Annotated in this window: 21 protein-coding genes and 4 pseudogenes; 12 read left to right on the top strand and 13 right to left on the bottom strand. The window is 51.7% G+C overall.

All coding sequences use genetic code 11. The features are described from left to right. Window position 1: 1 nt before the first annotated feature. The gene (rhaD, locus tag H2P46_RS05510) at window positions 2-844 is read left to right on the top strand and encodes a rhamnulose-1-phosphate aldolase (protein ID WP_193404182.1); all 843 of its coding nucleotides are present in this window, start codon (window positions 2-4) and stop codon (window positions 842-844) included. Continuing rightward, window positions 834-1148, top strand: coding sequence for an L-rhamnose mutarotase (rhaM, locus tag H2P46_RS05505; RefSeq protein WP_193404181.1), 315 nt, complete (start codon window positions 834-836; stop codon window positions 1146-1148). Before rhaD ends, rhaM begins: the two co-directional genes overlap by 11 nt. Window positions 1149-1246: 98 nt before the next feature. Here the strand turns inward: rhaM and H2P46_RS23390 are convergent. Together H2P46_RS23390 and H2P46_RS05495 are read right to left on the bottom strand one after the other, a co-directional pair. Next, a pseudogene (locus tag H2P46_RS23390) lies at window positions 1247-1436 on the bottom strand (transposase); the annotation flags it as partial. A 240-nt stretch (window positions 1437-1676) separates the two neighbouring features. After that, window positions 1677-2327 (bottom strand): TetR/AcrR family transcriptional regulator, encoded by a 651-nt coding sequence (locus tag H2P46_RS05495; RefSeq protein ID WP_193404180.1) that lies wholly within the window; start codon window positions 2325-2327, stop codon window positions 1677-1679. Between the two features lie 294 nt (window positions 2328-2621). On the opposite strand from H2P46_RS05495, the gene bhsA (H2P46_RS05490) reads away from it, so the two are divergent. Continuing rightward, complete coding sequence (gene bhsA, locus H2P46_RS05490; protein ID WP_193404179.1) at window positions 2622-2879, top strand: multiple stress resistance protein BhsA; 258 nt, start codon at window positions 2622-2624, stop codon at window positions 2877-2879. Between the two features lie 25 nt (window positions 2880-2904). Beyond that, complete coding sequence (gene bhsA, locus H2P46_RS05485; protein WP_193404178.1) at window positions 2905-3162, top strand: multiple stress resistance protein BhsA; 258 nt, start codon at window positions 2905-2907, stop codon at window positions 3160-3162. Window positions 3163-3210: 48 nt separating this feature from the next. Here bhsA (H2P46_RS05485) and H2P46_RS05480 read toward each other — a convergent pair whose 3' ends face one another. The 4 genes from H2P46_RS05480 to H2P46_RS05465 all read right to left on the bottom strand — a co-directional run bounded on the left by H2P46_RS05480 (window position 3211) and on the right by H2P46_RS05465 (window position 6904). After that, window positions 3211-4395, bottom strand: a complete 1185-nt coding sequence (locus H2P46_RS05480; protein WP_193404177.1) for a sugar transporter — start codon at window positions 4393-4395, stop codon at window positions 3211-3213. Window positions 4396-4568: 173 nt separating this feature from the next. Further along, complete coding sequence (gene cybB / locus H2P46_RS05475) at window positions 4569-5111, bottom strand: cytochrome b561 (RefSeq protein ID WP_193404176.1); 543 nt, start codon at window positions 5109-5111, stop codon at window positions 4569-4571. Window positions 5112-5225: 114 nt separating this feature from the next. Then, a complete protein-coding gene (locus H2P46_RS05470; protein ID WP_193404366.1) occupies window positions 5226-5483 on the bottom strand; it encodes a hypothetical protein in 258 nt (85 codons plus the stop codon). Between the two features lie 167 nt (window positions 5484-5650). Beyond that, window positions 5651-6904 carry an MFS transporter gene (locus tag H2P46_RS05465; protein ID WP_193404175.1) on the bottom strand — a complete coding sequence of 418 codons (1254 nt, stop codon included), beginning with the start codon at window positions 6902-6904 and terminating at the stop codon, window positions 5651-5653. Between the two features lie 94 nt (window positions 6905-6998). Between H2P46_RS05465 and H2P46_RS05460 the strand changes: the two genes are divergently transcribed. The 4 genes and pseudogenes from H2P46_RS05460 to H2P46_RS05445 all read left to right on the top strand — a co-directional run bounded on the left by H2P46_RS05460 (window position 6999) and on the right by H2P46_RS05445 (window position 11601). After that, entirely contained in the window at window positions 6999-7895 is an 897-nt protein-coding gene (locus tag H2P46_RS05460) for a LysR family transcriptional regulator (RefSeq protein ID WP_193404174.1), read from the top strand. 126 nt (window positions 7896-8021) lie between these two features. Beyond that, window positions 8022-9239 (top strand): sugar metabolism global transcriptional regulator Mlc, encoded by a 1218-nt coding sequence (gene mlc, locus H2P46_RS05455; protein ID WP_193404173.1) that lies wholly within the window; start codon window positions 8022-8024, stop codon window positions 9237-9239. Window positions 9240-9350: 111 nt separating this feature from the next. Next, window positions 9351-10055: pseudogene (bioD, locus tag H2P46_RS05450) on the top strand (dethiobiotin synthase). 172 nt (window positions 10056-10227) lie between these two features. Continuing rightward, window positions 10228-11601: pseudogene (locus H2P46_RS05445) on the top strand (nucleobase:cation symporter-2 family protein). 51 nt (window positions 11602-11652) lie between these two features. Here H2P46_RS05445 and osmV read toward each other — a convergent pair. The 4 genes from osmV to H2P46_RS05425 are packed head-to-tail and all read right to left on the bottom strand — an operon-like array spanning window position 11653 to window position 15090. Beyond that, entirely contained in the window at window positions 11653-12789 is a 1137-nt protein-coding gene (gene osmV / locus H2P46_RS05440; protein WP_193404172.1) for an osmoprotectant ABC transporter ATP-binding protein OsmV, read from the bottom strand. Next, window positions 12789-13436 carry an osmoprotectant ABC transporter permease OsmW gene (gene osmW / locus H2P46_RS05435; protein WP_193404171.1) on the bottom strand — a complete coding sequence of 216 codons (648 nt, stop codon included), beginning with the start codon at window positions 13434-13436 and terminating at the stop codon, window positions 12789-12791. The genes osmV and osmW overlap by 1 nt, the downstream gene beginning before the upstream one ends. Before the next feature lie 9 nt (window positions 13437-13445). Further along, window positions 13446-14357, bottom strand: coding sequence for a glycine betaine ABC transporter substrate-binding protein (locus tag H2P46_RS05430; RefSeq protein ID WP_193404170.1), 912 nt, complete (start codon window positions 14355-14357; stop codon window positions 13446-13448). A gap of 16 nt (window positions 14358-14373) precedes the next feature. Next, a complete protein-coding gene (locus tag H2P46_RS05425; protein WP_193404169.1) occupies window positions 14374-15090 on the bottom strand; it encodes an ABC transporter permease in 717 nt (238 codons plus the stop codon). Between the two features lie 390 nt (window positions 15091-15480). Here H2P46_RS05425 and H2P46_RS05420 point away from each other — a divergent pair, with 390 nt between their 5' ends. Then, window positions 15481-16947: an MDR family MFS transporter gene (locus H2P46_RS05420; protein WP_193404168.1), complete on the top strand. Its 1467-nt coding sequence runs from the start codon at window positions 15481-15483 to the stop codon at window positions 16945-16947. Window positions 16948-16976: 29 nt separating this feature from the next. Here the strand turns inward: H2P46_RS05420 and H2P46_RS05415 are convergent, their stop codons facing one another. Together H2P46_RS05415 and H2P46_RS05410 are read right to left on the bottom strand one after the other, a co-directional pair. Beyond that, a complete protein-coding gene (locus tag H2P46_RS05415) occupies window positions 16977-17273 on the bottom strand; it encodes a DUF1161 domain-containing protein (RefSeq protein ID WP_193404167.1) in 297 nt (98 codons plus the stop codon). Window positions 17274-17324: 51 nt separating this feature from the next. Beyond that, window positions 17325-17648, bottom strand: coding sequence for a DUF1283 family protein (locus H2P46_RS05410; protein ID WP_193404166.1), 324 nt, complete (start codon window positions 17646-17648; stop codon window positions 17325-17327). A 131-nt stretch (window positions 17649-17779) separates the two neighbouring features. On the opposite strand from H2P46_RS05410, the pseudogene H2P46_RS05405 reads away from it, so the two are divergent. Continuing rightward, window positions 17780-18107, top strand: a pseudogene (locus tag H2P46_RS05405) (YnfA family protein). Window positions 18108-18140: 33 nt separating this feature from the next. Here the strand turns inward: H2P46_RS05405 and ydfG are convergent. Continuing rightward, window positions 18141-18887 (bottom strand): bifunctional NADP-dependent 3-hydroxy acid dehydrogenase/3-hydroxypropionate dehydrogenase YdfG, encoded by a 747-nt coding sequence (ydfG, locus tag H2P46_RS05400; protein WP_193404165.1) that lies wholly within the window; start codon window positions 18885-18887, stop codon window positions 18141-18143. A 428-nt stretch (window positions 18888-19315) separates the two neighbouring features. Here ydfG and istA point away from each other — a divergent pair, with 428 nt between their 5' ends. Together istA and istB are read left to right on the top strand one after the other, a co-directional pair. After that, window positions 19316-20344, top strand: a complete 1029-nt coding sequence (gene istA / locus H2P46_RS05395; RefSeq protein WP_193403243.1) for an IS21 family transposase — start codon at window positions 19316-19318, stop codon at window positions 20342-20344. Beyond that, a complete protein-coding gene (gene istB, locus H2P46_RS05390; RefSeq protein WP_193403211.1) occupies window positions 20341-21129 on the top strand; it encodes an IS21-like element helper ATPase IstB in 789 nt (262 codons plus the stop codon). The genes istA and istB overlap by 4 nt, the downstream gene beginning before the upstream one ends. The last annotated feature ends 273 nt before the right edge of the window (window positions 21130-21402 follow it).

Genomic DNA, 21402 nt, shown 5'->3' with positions numbered 1-21402 from the left:
TATGCAAAGCATTCTTTCTTCCTGGTTTGTTAAAGGAATGGTTAAAGCCACCAGTGATATGTGGTTGAAAGGCTGGGATGAGCGCAACGGTGGGAACGTCAGCTTGCGTTTGCTGGAAGAGGAAGTGAAGCCTTTTGCCGCAGATTTCTATGCCAAACCACGCTGCATTGAGCTGACGCAACCCGCACCAGCGCTGGGCAACTGCTGGTTTTTAGTCACCGGTTCCGGCAAGTTTTTCCGTAATATACAACTCGATCCGGCTGATTCTCTGGTTCTACTGCAGGTCGATGACAAAGGTCTTTCGTATAAAATTCACTGGGGCTTAATCAATGGCGGACTGCCTACGTCGGAACTGGCATCGCATTTTCAGTCGCACTGCGTACGCAAAGCGGTCAGTAATGGTGCCGATCGCGTCATCATGCACTGCCACGCCACCAATTTCATGGCGCTAAGCTATGTGGTTAAGCTGGATTCTGCACGCTTTACCCGTTTGTTATGGGAAGGCAGCACTGAATGTTTAGTGGTATTCCCAGATGGCGTCGGCATTTTGCCGTGGATGGTGCCCGGCACAGATGGCATCGGGGCCGCGACCGCAGAACAAATGGCATCACATACGCTGGTAATGTGGCCTTTCCACGGCATTTTCGGTACTGGCCCGACGCTCGACGAAGCTTTTGGCCTGATCGACACCGCTGAAAAATCGTCAGAGGTGATTGTGAAAGTGTTGTCGATGGGCGGCATCCGTCAAAGCATTACCACTGAACAACTGGTAGCGCTGGGTGAGCGTTTTGGCGTAACGCCATGGCAGGCAGCGTTAGACGTGGAGCCAGCTAATGCTGCGTAGAGCCTTTGTTATGCAGGTGCATGGGAATTGCCACGCTGAGTACGAGCGTCGTCATTCTCCCATCTGGCCAGCACTGGAACAGACACTGAAAGCACACGGTGCGCACAATTACGCTATCTGGCTGGATGCCGATCGTAATTTGCTTTTTGCCAGCGTGGAAATTGAGTCGGAAGAACGCTGGAATGCGGTAGCGCAGACGGAAGTTTGTCAGCGCTGGTGGGCGTCAATGAAAGATCTGATGCCGTCAAATCCAGACAACAGTCCGGTCAGTCAGGCGCTAAAGCCGCTCTTTTTCCTTGAGTGATTCCTTTAGTCATAAATATCCTCCGGCATAGCCGGAGGTTTTTCAAATGCGCCTGTAAGGCTCTGTTACCTACGACCTGACATCTGCATCCGGATTCGTTATTTACGGCCCGTAAACGGACTGCCCGGATACGGAATCGATAGAGCTGCTCTCCCAGCTTGTCCTGTTCCAGCTGGTGCCTTATGTATTCCTGTATCTTCGAAGTGTTTTTTCCACCGTATCTACGTAATACCTCCGGCACCAGAACTCTCGATTCCTGTATTTGTACTTTAAATCCCCAGGCTGTTCGGCGCAAAAAATGCATGATATTTACAGTTCCATCGGGTGCGCGCTAAGCTCTTTTCGTCCCCCCCATTGGGACTCCCTTTTGGTTTCTTGTTTAACTTTTGCAGTTGCCAGACCGCAAGGTAGTTTTAACAAATCAAAAGGGGTTTTTATAACTGACTTATCGCTGAAAACTTTACGGAACCCCCGGTCTGGCTGGGGGTTCCTGCGCACAAAAAACAGGGCGGTATATCCGCCCTGTTTTTAAACTTTCTGCTGACATAACCCAGTCAACGTTGGCCACATCGCCATAAGCGTATCGATAATGCTGTCTAAGTCTTCGCGCGATGCGCCTTCGCGGGCGCGCACCGACATGCCTTGCAGCATACAGGCAAGATAACGTGAAAGGGCGTCAATATTCACCGTAGGGGCTAATTCGTGGCGCTGCCGGCGAGCGGTTAAAAAACCTCTTAACGTCATTTCCTGTGACTGATGCTGCTGTTGCAGCATCGTTGCGATCTCACTCGACGATGCAGACAGAGCTGTTGAGGTGCAGATAAAAAAGCAGCCTGAAGGTGAATTCCGATCGGTAAAGCAGGCGGCAGTAGCACGAAAATAGCCTTCAATCGCTTTATCAACCGGCAGTTTGTCATCGTTAAGTGCAGCTTCACGGTAAGCGCTGAATTTTTCTATATAGCGCTCCATCGCTGCTCTGAACAGGCCCTCTTTATTAACAAACTCAGCATAGAGCGTAGGTGCTTTTGCGCCCGTCGCGGCAACTAAATCCGCCAGCGATGTGCCTTCGTAGCCATGTGTCCAGAAAAGTATCAGTGCCTTATCCAGTGCAGCTTCGCGGTTAAACACTTTTGGGCGGCCCCGACATTTCTTCACATCACAATCTGGTAGCTGGCTCATACATCCTCTCTGCTGTGAAAACACTCCATTAAATTACCGATCATTAAATAAACATGCAAGGCGGTCTGCCAGTATGACATAGATGCATTGGCAATTTGTGCGTTACCACAAGCCATTTGCTCCTGTGGTTAAAGTAAAAAGGGCAATAAATCCAGCGTTTACACGATTTTTATTAAAATAACGCTCGTTAAAAAAATATTGACGATGCCTGGGGTTCAGCTCTATCATTTATTTAACGGTCGTTAATTAATTTGCGACGCCGATTCTAAAACCTGATTTATAAGTGAGTAAATTATGAAAAGTATCAAAATCACGCTGGCCGCCGTTGCGCTTTCTAGCCTGACATTTGGCGCTTTTGCCGCAGAACAAGTCTCCAGCGATCCGCTGAATCAACAAAAGATTGGCACCATTTCAGCTCAGGGGGGGAGCAGTCTGGATTCAATCGAAGCACAGCTGAATGCGAAAGCGGAGGCTGCAGGTGCGAAATCATTCCGCATTACCTCAACAACCGGTCAGAACAAATTACACGGCACCGCCGTGATTTATCAGTAATTGAAAAGTTAAGAAGGGGTTCGTTATGAAAAGTTTGAACATTGCTGTGCTGGCGTTCGCGCTAAGCAGCGTTTCATTTGCATCACTGGCTGCGCAAAAAGTTCGTGAAGCACCGATGGATCAACAAAAAATCGGCGTGATTAGCGCCACCGGCAGTACCAATTTGACCTCACTGGAACAGCAATTGTCAGATAAGGCCAGCGATGTAGGCGCAAAGTCTTTCCGCATCACTTCGACCTCTGGCAGCAACAACCTACATGGCACCGCAGTTATTTATAAGTAATTGATTAAGCAGGCTTCAGATAAGGCGACTTATCTGAAGCCTTTTTTCTTAGCCATTAGAGCGTAACTGAGGATAACGACGGAAGATATAAACACACCACAGCAATGCAACCAGGCCAATGATTCCGCCTACATTACCCACATCAGCCATTTTCATATGCACGCTGACCTGGTTCCCCAGTAACGCGCCCGCGCCAATGCCAATATTATAAATTCCTGACATCAATGACATCGCAACGTCTGTTGCGTCCGGCGCCAGCGATAACACCCGCACCTGCATAGCCAGACCAATCATCATCATTGACATGCCCCAAATGACGCAAAGCGTTGAGATGGTGGCAGGACGAACCGCAGCGAAAATCAATAATCCCATGCACAGAGTGATTAAGGCGATAGCCGCGATTAACAGCGCAGAGGGAAATTTGTTACCCAGCGAACTAAACAGGAGACTGCCTAATATCCCCGCCGAGCCAAACAGCAATAGCAGCAGCGTAGTGAAGTTTTCACCGGAATTCGCCACCACTTGCATAAAAGGTTCGATATAGCTATATGCAGTGTAATGCGCCGTGACAACCAGCGTCACCAGCAAATACATGCTAACCAGCGCGGGGCGCCGGAACAGCATCGGGACGCTGCTGAGCGAGCCGGTATGTTCACTCGGTAAACGCGGCAGAATGCGCGCCAGCATAATCATCAGGACTAAGGCAGAGAGTCCGATCATACCAAAGGTGGTACGCCAGCCAAGATATTGCCCAACCACGCGGCCAATTGGCACGCCTAAAACCATGGCTAAAGCGGTGCCGGTCGCCAGCATACTCAGTGCCTGTGTTTTTTTCCCTGCCGGCGCGACACGTATCGCCAGTGAAGCAGTAATCGACCAAAACACCGCATGCGACAAAGCAATGCCGATACGTGAGACGATCAGCGAGTTAAAGTCCCAGGCAAAGGTTGAAAGTATATGGCTGCCGATGAAGATCAGGAACAATATCGCCAGCAACAAACGCCGTTCGACGTTCCGCGTCAGTAGCATCAGCGGTAGTGAGAGCAGCGCGACAACCCACGCGTAAATCGTCAGCATAATGCCGACATCAGCGGTTTTCATCGAAAAGTCAGCGGCAATATCGGATAACAGGCCAACAGGCACAAATTCAGTGGTGTTAAATACAAACGCGGCAATTGCCAGCAGCACCACGCGCAGCCAGGCCGTTTTACGGGAAACAGTAGTTGATTGCATGAAGAGTCAATTAGTCAGAACAGCGAAATTGGATGACATCGGGCATCCAGCGAAAGTGACGTGCATCACAAATATGTGACTATTGTGGATGAAGAAAGCAGATTGCGAAACCTCAAAGCACGGTTTTATTGCTGAATAATTTTTATCGCCTCAGCAAGGGCGATAGCCTGGGGTTATTGATCGCGACGGGGGCGAGGCATCATACGCAGCAGCGTGTTGTCTTTCAGAAAATAGTGATGAAACAGCGCCGCGACGGCATGCAGTCCCACCAGCCAGTAACCCAGCGGCGCCAGCGTTTCATGCCAGTCGGTCAGAGTATCAGACAGATCGAAACGGGGCTCTCTGGCTACCGGCATGGAAACGCCGAATAACCACCAGTCACGGCCACGCAGATAGCGTGAAGTCAGCCCTAAAACGGGCAGGGTAATAAACAATGCATACATCAGCGTATGGATCAGATGTGCCATACCCGTTTGCCAGCGCGGCGCAGAGGGCAGAATTTCAGGCGTGCGATGGCGTATGCGTAAAAGCAGCCGGGCCAGCATCAGGACCAGCACCGTTGCCCCGGCGCTGAAATGTGTGATGATCAGTGCGTAGCCCTGCCAGGATCCGCGCTGAACAAAACCACGTAACTCAATGGCGGAATACGCAACCACGATCAACAAAAACGTGAGCCAGTGTAGCGCAATCTGTGAAGCCGCAAATTTTTCCCGCATATTAATCCCAGATAAAACGTATCAAAGTGGCTAACATAACGGAAAATACGAAAACTACTTAACAAATTGACGCAGCGGCCGCGCTTTTTGTCTGCCGCGGCGGGCAGGCGATTATCAGAGACTGACCATATGCTTTAGGCCCACGCTATGCTGGACGTTCAGGTTTTTTTTTACCGTGACCGGGCAACAGTTATCACAGCCCAACGCGCCGGGATAATATTTTCGTGCTTGCTGAATCGCTGCTGTTGGGGTGTAGAAACTCCCTAAAAACAACCTGTCTTGCAGGGATGGCCGGTATTTACATCCGTAAGCATGAACGACGTGATTATCATTATAACCCGCCTGTTTATTGACGTAATAGTAAATAGCCATAGACACCTCATTGCTGTGAAAAATAAAAATTACATTTATCATTGGAATGAAAACGATTATAGCGGGAAATGAGGGGTTTTGTTTTGCATGGTCCTGATAAACAGGTGACTTATTGGCTGGGCATAAAAAAGGGCGCGGACGCGCCCTCGTAAAAATGATTAATTTAGCTACAGTTTTCGGCACTGCAAACGCCAGGCCACCAGCAATGCGAGCAGCAGCAGCGCAGCGATAAATAGCGTAATGCCTGCCCAGCCGTAGCTGTGCCAGAACACGCCGCCCAGGGTTCCGGCCACGCTGGAACCGACATAGTAGCTAAAAAGATAGAGCGATGAAGCCTGGCCTTTTGCCCGCCGGGCGCGAGGCCCAATCCAGCCGCTGGCGACTGAGTGAGCGCCAAAAAAACCGGCCGTGAATAGCATCATCCCAACAAAAATCAGCCATATCGAATTAAAAGAGGTAATAAGCAGGCCGGTCAGCATGATTGCGGTTGCGCCCAACATGACCGGACCACGACCCAGCTTACTGGTAAGCGCACCGGCTTTCGGTGAGCTCCACGATCCCGTCAGATAAACGAGCGACAGCAAGCCGACCACCGCCTGGCTGAGGTGCCAGGGCGCGCCTAACAGTCGATAGCCAATATAATTGAATAAAGTGACGAACGCCCCCATAAGCAAAAAGCCTTCGGCAAACAGCAGTGGTAAACCCTGATCGCGCCAGTGCAGGCGAAAATTGATAAACAGGCTGCGTGGCCGAAGCGAAGCAGGACGAAAATGGCGCGATGCCGGTAGAATTTTCCAGAACATTAAGGCCGATGCCAACGCGAAGCAGCCGATCACCGCAATCGCAATGCGCCAGTTAAAGAAATCCGTGATTACGCCGCTAAGCAAGCGGCCGCTCATCCCGCCAATTGAATTCCCGCTGATGTACAGGCCCATTGAAAAAGCGATCATACCGGGATGGATTTCTTCGCTCAGATAGGTCATCCCGACTGCGGCTACACCGCTCAGAGACAGGCCAATCAGCGCACGCATCAATAAAATCCCGTGCCAGCTGGTCATACACGCCGAAATCAGCGTACAAATCGCCGCGAGCATCAGGGCTGTAACCATTACCGATTTTCGACCAATGGCATCGGAAAGCGGGCCGGTTATCAGTAAACCCAACGCCATCAGCCCGGTAGAAATAGAGAGCGAAATGCTGCTTGCCGCCGGTGATACACCGAACTGTTGTGATAAGACCGGCAGAATAGGCTGAACACAATAAAGCAGCGCAAAGGTGGCAAGACCGGCAGAAAACAGCGCCAGGGTGACGCGCATAAATTGCGGCGTTCCCCGTTCAATCCAGCCTGACGACGACGTGGAATCAGGCGAAGGGGATAGCTCGTCATCATTGAGTATCACAGCCTGGGAAGAGCGACTCACGGAATTTCCTCATTTTTAGTAATAGATGCCCACTCTAGAAAAGCTGGATTAGGTTGTCTAATATATTAATAATCTCAAATAAGACGTATGAAATATGAATATTGAGCTTCGTCATCTTCGTTACTTTGTTGCGGTGGCAGAAGAGTTGCATTTTGGACGTGCCGCTCAGCGCTTAAATATTTCGCAGCCGCCGCTTAGTCAGCAAATCATACAGCTGGAGGCCGAAACGGGGGCGCAGCTGTTCAATCGCACCAATCGCAGCGTGCAGCTAACCGCCGCCGGGCAGCAGCTATTGCAAGACGCGCGCGTCATTTTGTTGCAGATGGAGCAGGCAGCAGCGCGCGCAGCGCGATTGCATCGTGGTGAAGAAGGGGAATTACGCATCGGTTTTACCTCATCCGCCCCGTTTACAGGGGTGCTTTCTGACGCGTTGTATCAGTTTCGCCAGCGCTGGCCGAGCGTGCATATTCAAATGCAGGAAATTAACACGCGTCAGCAACTGGCGCCGCTGCACGATGGCCGCCTCGACCTGGGGATCATGCGTAATACCCCGCTGCCAGCCGATTTGCGCCATCAGCTGTTACTCAGTGAGCCGCTTTATGCGGTAGTGCACTGGGCCCATCCCTTAGCTGATGCGGAAAAAATTTCGGTTCGCGATCTGGCGGCCGAGCCTTTTGTTTTTTTCGATCCGCTGGGCGGCACCGCGCTTTACAGTGAAATTTTGGCACTGCTGCATCGCTACCAGATCAAGCCCTACATTACTCAGGAAGTAGGCGAAGCAATGACGATTTTGGGTTTAGTCGCAACCGGATTGGGCGTGTCGATATTGCCCGCTTCCTTTCGCCGGGCACGACTGGCCGATGTTATCTGGTTGCCGCTGGAAGAAAGTGATGCGTTATCAGAGCTGTGGTTAGTCTGGTCGGGAGAGCGGGAAATAAATGCACAGATGGATCGAATGATGCAGCTTCTGGGGCGCGGTTCAGCAAATTAATTCTGCGTTCCCAAAGGTTTATGTGCGATAAATCACATTTCCAGTCAAATATTTTACGCTTCTGCGTAATCTGCCTCACCATATCTCATGTTTATTTAGAAGCTCGAAAATAACCGGGGGCAGGGTGTGAATCTGGACAGTCAACCTGGCCATATTGACCAAATTAAGCAGACCAATGCGGGCGTCGTTTACCGGCTGATTGACCTTTATGGTCCCATCTCGCGTATCGAACTCTCCAAACGAGCGCAGCTTGCGCCAGCCAGCATCACAAAAATTGTGCGTGAAATGCTGGAAGCGCATTTGGTACAGGAAACAGAGTTTCAGGAGCCAGGCAGTCGTGGGCGACCCGCGATTGGTTTAATACTGGATACCGAAGCCTGGCACTATTTAGCTATACGCCTGCATCGCGGCGAGATGACAATCACACTACGCGATCTTAGCAGCCGTTCACTGGTTGAAGATTGTCGGCCGTTACCCGCTGCACAAGAGCAGCCATTACTGGCTTACCTGATAAAAGAAGTCGATGCTTTTTTTATCCGCCACCAGCAAAAGCTGGAACGTTTGACAGCGATTGCTATCACCTTACCCGGCTTAATTAATGCGGCCTCGGGCGTGGTACATCGCTTGCCGGACTATGACGTGCAGGATATGCCACTGGGCGACACCCTGGCAGCGCGCACCGGATTACCGGTTTTCGTTCAGCATGATATTTCTGCCTGGACGCTAGCCGAATCGCTGTTTGGCGCCTCGCGCGGCGCGCAGGATGTGATCCAGATTGTCATTGATGAAACGGTCGGGGCAGGCGTGATTAGCGGTGGCAAATTGCTACATAAAAGCGGTCGCGCATTGGTTGAAATTGGCCATACCCAAATCGATCCTGATGGCAAACAATGTTACTGTGGGAATCATGGTTGTCTTGAAACGGTCGCCAGCACTGGCAGCTTATTGACACTGGTCGCGCAACGACTGGCATCACAGCCGGAGAATGCGTTGCATCAGCAGGCGTTAACACTTGAATCACTTTGCACTGCGGCACAAGCCGGCGATCGGCTGTCACATGATGCCATCGTCAGCGTTGGCCAACATATTGGCCGCATGCTGGCAATGATGGTGAATATCTTTAATCCACAACAAATTCTTATCGGTTCCCCGCTTAATCAGGCCGCCGATGTCCTGTTTCCGGCCGTTAGCCGGACCATTTATCAACAGGCACTGCCAGCATACAGCGCCCGTATACAACTTACGTCAACTGAGTTTCGGGAGCCAGGCACCCTAGGTGCCGCGGCGTTGGTTAAAGATGCGCTTTATAGCGGGCATCTGCTGGTAAAGCTATTACAAGGTTAAGCCTGACTGAACTTTGCGCTAACGCAAATTGCTTACCTATCCCTTTACTTAAAATGCGCCTTCGCACCAAAGGTTTATTGTCGAATGAAACCAAGTCCGAAGGAGAATGAGGTGGAAACACTATTTATCACGGGCACCGATACGGCTGTAGGAAAAACAGTCGTATCGCGTGCATTGCTGCAATGTTTTACCCAGGCGAACCTGAGCGCGGTGGGTTACAAGCCCGTTGCACGCTGTGCTACAGCTACACAAAATGGCCTGAGAAATAAAGATGCACTGATTCTGCAAAACGCATCTTCACTCCAGCTTCCTTATGAAGCCATTAACCCGCTGGTTTTCGCAGAAGAAGAAATTTGCCTCCATCCCTATAACGTCATTGATTATGAGCAGCTAACCCAGGGCTTAAACCGCCTGCGTCAGAAAGCCGGGCGTGTGGTCGTGGAAGGAACCGGCGGCTGGCGCAGCCTGATGAACGATGCACGTCCGCTTTCAGCGTGGGTAATTGAGTAACAGTTACCGGTGATTATGGTGGTGGGCATTCAGTCAGGTTGCATAAGCCACGCGCTGTTAACAGCAGAAAGTATTGTTCACGACGGGTTGCCGCTTCTGGGCTGGGTAGCGAATCGAATTAATCCCGGACTGGCGCACTATGCCGATATTATTGATGTGTTGCGTACGAAAATAGCCGCGCCTTTATTGGGTGAACTGCCTTATTTGCCTCGCCCCGAGCAACGCGATCTCACCTCTTACCTGCAGCTATCTTCATTAATCAGCACAGAGGTGCACTTTGAGCGTGCAAAAATCGCCCGAAAATAAAACAAAAAGGACCATTGCGCTAAATGGTGAACCTAAAGTTTCATGATCACCATCGCTTCCGTGAAATTAAATCCTGTTAAATAACAATTGTGTGGAAGGGATTCGACAGCTTCATCCGATGGGTGGCGCAGAAAATGCATCGGCTTAATAAATATTTTGCCGGAGCACCATCATGTCGCAATCCCATGAGAAAGGTTTGTTGTACGGGCTTGATGCCCGTATCGGTCCAGTCGCTGCATTTTTTGCTGCGCTACAGCATGCTCTTGCCAGCGTGGTAGGGATCATCACGCCGCCGTTGATCATTGGATCTGTTCTGGGGCTGCAGGCTTACACGTCTTATCTGATTAGCATGTCCTTACTGGTTTCCGGTCTGGGCACTTTTCTCCAGGCGCGTCGTTTTGCCGGAGTGGGTGCTGGCATGATTTGCCTGCAAGACACCAGCTTTGCTTTTCTTGGCGTAATGTTGTCTGGCGGTCTGATGGTTAAGGCGCGAGGTGGCTCGCCGGAAGAGATTATGGCGATGTTGTTCGGCTGCAACCTGGTCGCGGCCCTGATCCCCATGCTGTTAAGTCGCTGTGTGGGTCAGTTGCGTAAAGTATTAACGCCTGTGGTGACCGGCACAGTGATTACCCTGATTGGCATCAGCCTGATAAAAGTCAGCATCACCGACTGGGCTGGAGGACATAATGCTCAGGATTTTGGCGCGCCGGGTAATCTGGCATTAGGAGCATTAACGCTGCTGGTGATTATTGCCTTAAACCGTGCGCGTAACCGCTGGGCGCGCCTGGTTGCTGTTGTGGCCGGTATTGGGGTGGGTTGTCTGGCCGCAGCATTGACTGGACATTTGCAGCTCAAACCTACCGCCGGAACCGCCTGGCTGGTGATGCCTTCTTTCTTCAGGTTCGGCTTTGATTTTAACTGATCCATCTTTGTCCCGATAGCGCTGGTTTCGGTGATCGCTGTAATTGAAGCCGTAGGGGATCTCACCGCTAACTGTATGTTGTCGCAACAGCCTATCGTCGGGCCGCAATTTCAGCAGCGTTTACAAGGTGGAATTATGGCGGATGGCATCAGCTGCCTGTTAGCGGCCACGTTTTCTGCGTTTCCAAATACTACTTTTGCGCAGAATAACGGTGTAATCCAGATGACCGGGGTCGCCAGTCGTTATGTGGGTATGGTGCTGGGCCTAATGCTGGCGCTGTTAGGCATTTTTCCGGCTATCGGTTTGCTGTTGCAGCAGATTCCATCGCCGGTTTTAGGTGGGGCAACAGTGGTGATGTTTGGTAGTGTGGTCGCGGCAGGCATTCGGGTGATGACGCAATCGCCGCTGGGGCGTCGAGAAATGCTGATTGTTGCGATCTCTTTTGGAATTGGTTTAGGCGTAGAGGCGGTCCCCGATGTGCTTAAACAGTTTCCATTATTGATTAACAATCTGTTTGGTCATGCGGTAACCACAGGCGGCATGCTGGCGATTATCCTGAATATAATATTGCCAAACGAGCAGGGCACGCAGACAGTGCCACAAAGCAAAACGGTAAATGAGTAATCACGGTAAACGAGTAATAAAGGAAAAAAGGGCCATTTAAGGCCCTTTTTACTATGGATTCAGGCGACGGCGTGTTCGGCCTGAACTCAGATAATCCGCAATATAATCCTGCGAAATCTCCCCGCTATAGCGTCCCTCTTCATCAACAATGGGCATCCATACCGTGTTGTGCTCGTACAGTTTCGATAACACCACCCGCAGGTTTTCCTCTGCTTTACCGGTCACTTTAAAGGTATGTAGCTTCTCTTCGCAGTTGCCGCTGGCGTTACGCGCCTCGCGACGTTTTACAAAGCCCAGCGGTTTACCGTCATTATCTACCACGGTAATGGAACGCATGTCATTATCATCCATCGTGCCAAATGCTTCAGCCAGCGGCGTCGAACGCTTAACCGTAATGGTGGGTTGTTGATCGGTGACATCTCCCGCCTGTACCAGCAGCAGACGTTTCAGCGTTCGGTCCTGTCCGACAAACGAACCAACAAACTCATTTGCCGGGGTTGCCAAAAGCTCATCCGGGCTGGCGCACTGCACGATTTTACCCTGACCAAATACGGCAATGCGATCGCCAAGTTTCAGGGCTTCATCAATATCATGGCTCACCAGCATGACAGTTTTCTTTAGCTGGCGCTGCATATCGAGAAATTCGTTCTGGATCACTTCACGGTTGATCGGATCGACGGCACCAAAAGGTTCATCCATCAGCAATACCGGCGGATCCGCAGCCAGTGCACGAATAACGCCGATACGCTGCTGTTGACCACCCGACATCTCTCGCGGATAACGATGCAAAAACTTAGTGGGATCGAGCGCTACCATGCTCATCAGTTCTGTTGCCCGCTCGTGGCAGCGTTTCTTGTCCCAGCCCAGCATACGAGGCACAGCGGTAATGTTCTCTTCAATTGTCATATTCGGGAACAGGCCAATTTGCTGAATAACATATCCAATGTTGCGACGCAGCGTAGTCGTGTCCTGAGTACTGGTATCTTCACCATTAATCAGGATCTTACCGCTGGTCGACGGGATCAGTCGGTTGATCATTTTTAATGTGGTGGTTTTGCCGCAGCCTGACGGACCGAGCAGCACGCACATTTCCCCGGCCGGTACTTCCAGGCTGACATTGTCCACGGCTTTCACCACGGAGCCGTGCTTTTGCGTAAAGGTTTTCGTCAGGTTTTCCAGCTTTATCATTATCGAATCCCCTTAGGAGTCAGCGCCAGCTGCAAACGGTGCAGCAGCCAGTAAAAAATAAGGGCCAGCAGGCAAATTATCAGCGCCCCGGCAATTAACATACGAATATCACTGCCGCTGATGCCATCCAGCAGTAACAGGCCAAGCCCGCCAGCACCGATGACAGCAGCAATCGCCATTACGCCCACATTCATTACCACAGCGGTACGAATTCCACCGAAGATGACCGGTAATGCCATTGGAATTTCCACCCAACGCAGACGCTGCCAGAACGTCATACCGATGCCGCGTCCCGCTTCACGCAGGCCCGGCGGTAAGTTTTCCAGCGCGGTATGGGTGTTACGCACAATTGGCAACAGCGAATAAAGAAATACGGCGGTAATGGCGGGCAAGGCGCCAATGCCCTGACCGATCATTGAAAACAGCGGAATCATCAGGCCAAACAGGGCAATTGTCGGAATGGTCAGCACCACCGTTGCAATGCCCAGCACAGGCGTCGCCAGCCACTTAAACCGCACAATTAAAACCCCAAGCGGAACGCCGATGACGATGGCACATCCTACTGCCACCAGCACCAGCCAGGTATGCTGCCAGGTCAGGTTTAACAGGTTGTGCCAGTTATTCATGATGTAGTGAAGGGTATCCATAATGCCTCCTTACAGCATGTGTTTTGAGTTAAGGAAGTCGCGAGCCACCTGTTGAGGAGACTGATGATCAATGTCCACGCGTTTATTCATTTCAGTGATCGCGTCATCGGTAATCAGTGGCGTTAGCTGATTTAACGCCTCTGCCAGTCCCGGATGGCTATCCAGCACATCTTTACGGACCACTGGCGTGACGTTGTAACTTGGAAAGAAGTGCTTATCATCTTCAAGCACTTTGAGGTCAAAGCCCTTAACGCGGCCATCGGTGGTATAAATCAGACCCGCATCAACAAAACCATCACGCACGGCGTTATAGACCAGACCGGGATCCATCTGCCGAATCTGCGGGCGGTCCAGCGGCATGTCGTAGGTTTTTTGTAACGGTTTCAGGCCATCTGAGCGTCCGGCAAATTCCAAATCCAGTCCCAGACGCCAGTTGTGATCAGGATCGGTTTTGCGTACCTGCTCCAGCTTAGCCACTAACTGCGACATGGTGGAAATTCCCTCTTTCTCGGCACGTGAGCGCTGCATGGCAAAGGCGTAAGTGTTATTCATCGGAGCCGGGTCCAGCCAGACTAAACCCAGTCTGGCGTCCAGTTTCTTTACCGTTTCATAGGCTTCTTTTGACGACATCGTTTTGTTGATGTGGTTAAAGATAATCAGCGAGGTGCCGGTATATTCCCATGTCATATCGATCTGCTTATTCAGCATCGCATTACGGCCAATAGTGGTGGCGATATTGCGTTTCGGGATGATCTGAAAACCTTTCTTTTGCAGCCACATCACCGTCATTGCCGAAAGAATGTGCTGTTCGGTGAAACTTTTGGTCGCCATGACGATCGGAGCCGCAGCCTGTGCCGCCTGGCTCATCGCCAGCGTGGCGGTTAAGGCCAGGGCTGTGTTTTTTATCCAACGCTTTAGCATCGCAAAACTCCTTATGTTATGCCGCCGCATGCGGGCTGAGGAAACGGCCTAATGCGGCCAGCAACATATCCAGTATCAGTGCGACTAAAGCTGTTGCCACAGCACCGAGGATGAGAGTTGGGAAGTCATTCAGGTAGATGCCAGGAAAGATCAGTTCGCCAAAACTGCTGGCACCAATCAAAAATGCCAGCGGCGCGGTACCGACATTAATCGCCGTGGCAATACGCACACCTGCTAATATCACCGGTAGCGCATTGGGCAACTCCACCTGTCGCAGACGCTGAAGCTTAGTCATACCAATACCGTCTGCGGCTTCAATAAGCGAGGGAGGCACTGCATTCAAGCCGGCATAGGTGTTACGCACAATCGGCAGCAGTGAAGCGAGGAATAGCGCAATTAACGCCGGACGATCGCCAATACCAAGGAGCACCATCGCTAAGGCTAATACGGCAAGAGGAGGCAAGGTATTACCGACGTTGAAGATTTGCATCGCATATTCTGCCCATCGGCGGGCAAAAGGGCGGCTAAGGATGATCCCGCCAGGCACGCCGACTAACAACGCAAACAGCATTGACCAGAATACTAAGAAAAGATGTTGTTGCCCGAGATAGAGTAAATCGACTTTACGCGCAACCAGCGTATCCCAGCCAATCCCCCCGATGAGTACTGCCAGCACGACAATGATGGCAAGCAGAGCAAGGCCGGCGCGTTTAGCCAGCGAAGCATTTTGCATAATGTGAGTCTCCCTGTTTAATCAGTCGGTCTCATTTGTTATGACGAACAGTGACGGCACAACAGAAGCAACAAAACAGGTGGTCACTTCCAATACTGTGTCTGTCGTAAATTGCAGATAAAAGGGCCGTTTATCTGCGCTTTTTCAGCGAATACTGAGAAAGTTGTCTCAAACCTATAGCAGTGCAAAGCGAAGCACGCTAGTTTTTATGCGCAAAATCAGGCAGATAGAATACGGCCAAAAGCGTGGTAAACCCGCGTGGTTATTGGCGCGAGTTGACAATAAAAAAATTTCATCGACTTTAAGTGACGCCGTCACAACAACAGCGCACAACGAGGAAATTGCGGTGGTGATTTTTAGGCTAGCCTTGCAGCTTCAAAAGGGAGTGTTATGACTGAGAGCGCGCAACTTCAAACTGGCCAGCGGCATTGGGTATTAATCGCCTGCATGCTGGCGATGTTCATGGCGGCAATTGAGGTAACGATTGTCGCTACGGCCATGCCAACCATTATTGCTGAACTTGGCGGTTTTTCGCAGTTTGGCTGGGTTTTTTCTGTCTACCTGCTTACACAGGCCGTTAGCGTGCCTTTATATGGACGGCTTGCCGACATATGGGGACGTAAACGCATGCTGTTCCTTGGCACCTCTATTTTTCTGGCTGGCTCGATATTGTGCGGTTTCGCTCACAGTATGACGTGGCTGATTGTATTCCGCGCCTTTCAGGGGCTGGGGGCGGGGGCGATTATGCCGCTGAGTTCAACCATCGTTGCTGACATCTATTCACCCCGTGAGCGCGCCAGCGTTCAAGGGTGGTTGTCCAGCGTCTGGGGCGTAGCAGCGATAGTGGGCCCGCTTAGCGGCGCGTGGTTGGTGCAGCACTTTACCTGGTCGGTAATTTTCTGGGTGAACTTACCGATAGGTATTGTGAGCATGCTTATGCTGGCGCGCTGGTTGCCCGCGCATCAACTGGCCGAAAAACCTCAGCCGCTTAACCTGGCAGGCAGCGCATGGTTAATGCTGTGCATTAGCGCGTTGTTAACCGCTTTACTACAGGCTGAGCGCTTAGGTTACTGGCTGCTTTTGGTTGTTGCAGTGTCACTTTTTGCTGGCTGGCAGCTCAAACGCCACGAACAGCGGGCGGACGCGCCGCTGTTTCCTGCGATCATCTGGCGTAGCCGGGTAATCATTGCGGGCAATGCCGGTAATCTTATTATTGGCGCCGCGATGATGGGGATAAGCGCTTTTCTGCCTACCTGGATTCAGGGCATCACGGGCGGTTCGCCGTTACAGGCGGGAAGCGCGCTGGCAATGATGTCGATTGGCTGGCCGCTCGCCAGCACGTTTAGCGGGCGCCTGATGCTGGCTACCTCCTATCGCTTCACCGCTCAGCTTGGAGCTTTGTTATTGATCGCCGGCAGCGCCTTGTTGCTGTTGTTGCACCCTGAAAGCACGATTTATCAGGCCGGGCTTACCGCTTTTGTCATTGGCACCGGCATGGGGATGACCAGCACCACATTTTTAGTCTCGGTGCAGAATCATGCAGATTACGATATACGCGGCATTTGCACCGCATCGATCATGTTCAGCCGTATGATTGGCTCAGCCATTGGCACGGCATTAATGGGCGCGATCCTCAATATGAACCTGGTATGGCGACTGCCACATGCACAGGACCCGGTACAGCAAATTATGTCGGAAGAGACGCGCAACGCATTGAATCACGACACGCTACAGCATCTGGTGGCAGGAATAGCGGCATCGTTGCATTGGGTATTTATCGTCGCGCTGCTGATTGCTGTTTTAGCGCTATGGGTAGCGTGGCTGATGCCGCGTCAACGGCTGGAACATGAGGGGTAAAGAAAAGGGCGACAAGGTCGCCCTGAACGTTACTGAGCTGGCGCGTCCTGAGAACTGCCAGCACTGGCCGGGACGCTGGATTCATCGTCCCGGCTAATTTTCTTATAAACAATTTTCTGTGAGTCATTTTCGCAGTGACCCACGACCTGACCACCCGCTTGATCAACCTGATCATTAGCAACAATATCCAGCGTGAAGCCAGATTCAGGAACACCATTTTGTATGATCTTCTGGCTAATATCGGCTTTAACCGATTCGCAAGAAGCCTGCGCCAGTATCGGCATAGCGAATAACGTTGCAACTAACCATCCAGTCTGTTTCTTCATTACCTTCTCCTTATGTAACAGGTCCGTCATTACTATAGCAGCCGGTTAACATCAGGGGGTAACCGGGCGACCAGAGCGACGATCAAGGCAGCGTAAGGTATTGGGTTCCCAGTAGGCGTTGATGTTCATACTTTGCTCGCACTTATCGCGGGTATCAAACGCCCGGTCGGTTTTGTCGAACTCTTTCTCCACGCGTGTATTGACCTTATTACGCAACATACGCGTGTCGTTCCATTGTTCTTTGCTCTGACGTGCCGCTTCATTGCTGGCGGCGCTGCTGCCATCTTCAATAATCACCCGATTAGTGGTGGCGCTGGCAGTAAATGCTGATGCAGAAAGCAGGGCCACAATCAGGGCCGGAATCATTTTTTTCATCGTAATTTCCTTCGGTTAACGTAGACATCGCCAACGGGAACGGCTGTTACCACGGATAGGCTTAGTATATCATTGCCGTTTCTGTGCTCACCAGCGATGAGCCTTTCGTTTAAGTTTGTGAGAGAGAGATGCTGGTTAAAACCGTTTTACTGTTTTTCCTTACTGCGCTGGCAGAAATTATTGGCTGTTTTTTACCGTGGCTGTGGCTAAAGAAGGGCGCTTCGGTTTGGTGGCTGATTCCCGCAGCAGCAAGTCTGGCTCTGTTTGTGTGGTTGTTGACATTACATCCCGTTGCCAGTGGACGCGTGTATGCAGCGTATGGCGGCGTGTATGTTTTAACCGCGTTGCTATGGTTGCGTCTGGTGGAAGGGGTAAAGTTAAGCGTCTGGGACTGGAGCGGGGCTTCCATCGCCTTCATCAGGCATGTTGATCATGGTGATGGGTTGGGGACGAGCCTGAAAACAGCCAGCCGCGGTGGGCTGGCTGTTTATATCATGGCTTATGCACTTTCAGCCCTGCCAGCGTCTGGCTGACTGGCATCATCTCCAGGCTGTTTATATTGACATGTTTCGGCAATGTCGCTACCCAATAGACCGCTTCAGTCACATCCTGCGGCGTTAATGCTGTCGCCCCTTCGTAAACCTGTCCCGCTTTATCGTCGTCACCCTTAAAGCGCACACTAGAAAATTCAGTGCCGCCAACCAGCCCTGGCTCAATATCTGTCACACGTAGCGCGGTGCCGTGTAAATCCGTGCGCAGGTTAAGGCTGAACTGACGCACAAAAGCTTTGGTCGCGCCATAGACGTTACCGCCCGCATACGGCCAGCTTCCGGCAATCGAACCAATATTGATGATGTGGCCGATATTGCGCTCAACCATCTGTGGCAGCAGGGCGCGAGTCATATACACCAGTCCTTTCGTATTGGTGTCGATCATGTTTTCCCAGTCTTCAACATTTGCTTTATGCGCCGGTTCAATCCCCAGCGCCAGCCCGGCGTTATTCACCAGAACATCAATGTCGCGCCATTCAGACGGTAATGCGGCGACGGCTTCTTCAATAGCAGCGCGATTACGCACGTCCAGTTGCACCGTATAGACGTTATCTCCCAGCTCCTCTTTCAGCGCCTGTAAACGTTCGGCGCGGCGTCCGCTGGCAATAACCTTGTGACCTGTCTCAATGAATCGGCGGGTGATACTTTGACCAAAACCGGCTGTCGCACCGGTAACAAAAATAATCATCTCACTGTTCCTTATGTAATTTCAGGTTCGACCGTTTCACCATAACATTTAGATTTCCCTTCTGCCTGCCGAATTCCATAGCCCGCTGTAAATGAATTTTTCAACCAGCCGCAATGCGCTGTTTTGGCGCACCGCGCACGGTAATAGTGCATAAATTTTTCGATCTGAACTTCTCTTTCGTAATGAAAAATATATTTTCAGGGAAGCTTTTCGCGGAGCAAACGGTTGCCAATGTAAGCAACCGTTTGCGTTGAACTAACATATTCAATGTTATCAGCAATAACTCCCATTCATCATAACTGACTGATAATTAACAATAAAACAAGTAACAGCTTTGGCATAGTGTCGCTACCGATGTAAAACTGGCCCACCTGCCGATGTAAATCTGACCCACCTAGGGTAAAAATGGCAGTTTTAAGGCACTGCCAATGATGACATTGGAGACCAGAGTGGAGATTAGTGTTTTACACCGTCAGGGCATGTCGATACGCGCCATCGCGCGCCAGCTTTCATGCTCTCGTGAGACCGTTCGCAGATATATTCGTAGCCCGCTGCCCGTAGCGGATATGCGCTACAAGCCTCGCGCACCCAGACCCTGCAAGCTTGACCCGTTCAAGACCTATATCCTTGAGCGCGTGGCCGCTGCCAGGCCCCTCTGGATACCCGCCAGTGTGCTGCTGCGCGAGATCCGTCAGCGTGGTTACGAGGGTGGTTACAGCATGCTGACCGCTTTCCTGCACCCCATTAAGCAGCCCGTCACTGAAGAGGTAACACGCTTCGAGACCGAGCCTGGCTTTCAGATGCAAGTTGATTTCACCATCATCAGACTCGGTCATAACCCATTGCTGGCCTTTGTCGCCACGCTGGGCTGGAGCCGCGCGACTTTCGTCAAGTTTTACAGCAACCAGGACTCCGCTGCCTGGTGTGACGGCATTGAGTCTGCGCTCAGGTTCTTCGGCGGGACGCCGCATCAGCTGCTGTTCGACAACGCCAAGGCCATCATCATTGAGCGCGATGTCTACGGCCCCGGTAAGCATCGCTGGAACCCGCAGTTGATGCACGTCGCCGAGAAGTATGCCTTTACTCCCAAGGTCTGCCGACCCTATCGCGCCAAGACCAAGGGTAAGGTTGAGCGGTTTAACCATTACCTCAAGAACAGCTTTATCGTGCCTCTTACCGCGACCTTCCGGCAGGCCGGGCTGGTACTGGATGTACCTGCTGCCAACACACGCATCGGCGAGTGGCTGGTCACCGTCGCGAACACACGAGTGCATGGCACCACAGGCGTACCGCCTGAGCAGCGCATGCCGCGCGAGCGTGCTGCGCTATTGCCGTTACCGAAGGTCACGTTGGCATTGCCTGCACCTGTCCCAGCGCTCAGCCAGCGTCCGGTGCCGACCGAGAGCCTGCAACATCCTCTGGCAACGTACCAGGCCTTGCTCGAGGTGCCAGCATGAACCTTCAACATGATCGTATTGCCGCGCTCTGCGAGCAACTCAAGCTCGACCGCCTGCCGGCAGAGTGGCCGGGTGTGGCACAGGCGACCATCGACAACAGCGGCACGCATGCCGACTTCCTGGAAGCCGTTTTGCAGCTCCAGCATGATGGCCAGAACGAACGGCGTCGCCAGACCATTTTGCGGTTATCAGGCCTGCCGGTGATAAAAACACTGGAGCAGTTCGATTACGCCTATGCCAGTGGCGTTCCACGAAGTCAGATCCAGGAGTTGGCGGGTCTGACATTTATCGAACGTCAGGAGAACGTTGTCCTGCTCGGGCCTTCTGGCGTCGGCAAAACGCACCTGGCGACCGCCATTGGCTATAAGGCCGCGATGGCGGGTTTAAGCATTCGGTTCATTACCGCCGCCGACATGATGCTGCAACTGATGGCGTCACATCGTCAGGGTGACCTGAAGGGCTACCTGAACCGCGTCGTAGGTAAACCTAAGCTGTTGATCATCGACGAAGTGGGATATCTGCCGTTCGGTAAAATGGAGGCGAACCTGTTCTTCCAGGTAGTCGCTAAACGGTATGAGTCAGGCAGCGTGATCCTGACCAGCAACCTGCCGTTTACGCAGTGGTCCGGAACGTTTGGTGATGACGAGACACTGACGGCAGCGATGCTGGATCGGCTGCTTCACCATGCGCATATCGCCCAAATCAGCGGCCAAAGCTATCGACTGAAAGATAAGCTGAAAAGCGGTCAACTCCAGAAGAAAACGAAAGCAACAACGCTCGAATGATTCAAAGGGGGTGGGTCAGTTTTACTTTGGCAGGGTGGGTCAGAATTCGATCGGTATTGACAGGTAAGAAGCGTTAATGGCAGGGATTTCAACATAGCCGTGCAGGGACGGAACAATTTTTGAAATTTATGCTGACGGCCAAAGCCATGATGGCTAATTAAGAGAAACGTTACCTGTCAGAATCTGGCCGGACTGAAGCACCTTAAGTACCTTATCGAAACCGAAGGGCTGGGATAGGTGTCATTCCTTTACTGACGTATATTGCCGGAATGA

The sequence above is a fragment of the Mixta mediterraneensis genome, from assembly GCF_014946725.1.
GTDB classification, from domain to species: Bacteria; Pseudomonadota; Gammaproteobacteria; order Enterobacterales; family Enterobacteriaceae; genus Pantoea; species Pantoea mediterraneensis.
Note: the sequence above shows the minus strand (reverse complement) of the source record. Positions and strands in the feature narration are given on the sequence as shown.